A 278-nucleotide genomic window follows, 5' to 3' on the forward strand; every position below is an offset into this window, starting at 1 on the left:
GTTCGTTGTAGACGGTGAGGTAGTACATCACGTTCCGGTCTTCGCCGGTGCCGGTGCCCTCGGGGTGGGGTCCGTACATTTGTTCGAGGCCGTGGCGGATGATGTGGCCGATTTCGTAGCCGTAGGCGGGGTCGTAGGTTTTCACGGCGGGGTTGGTGGAGGCCAGGAGGGGGGAGTGCCCGTCGGCGTGTTGGAGTCCTTCGCCGGTGAGGGTGGTCCGTCCTGCGGTGGCGCCGATGATGAACCCGCGGGTCATTTGGTCCGCGGCGGCCCAGAAC

The 278-nt window shown here is 65.8% G+C and carries 1 pseudogene; it reads right to left on the reverse strand.

What is annotated here, in order from left to right:
- Positions 1-278 (reverse strand): annotated as a pseudogene (locus tag ACPYOG_RS19450) (pyruvate dehydrogenase (acetyl-transferring), homodimeric type); the annotation flags it as partial.

Source organism: Leifsonia sp. HAY1-4F, from assembly GCF_056755275.1.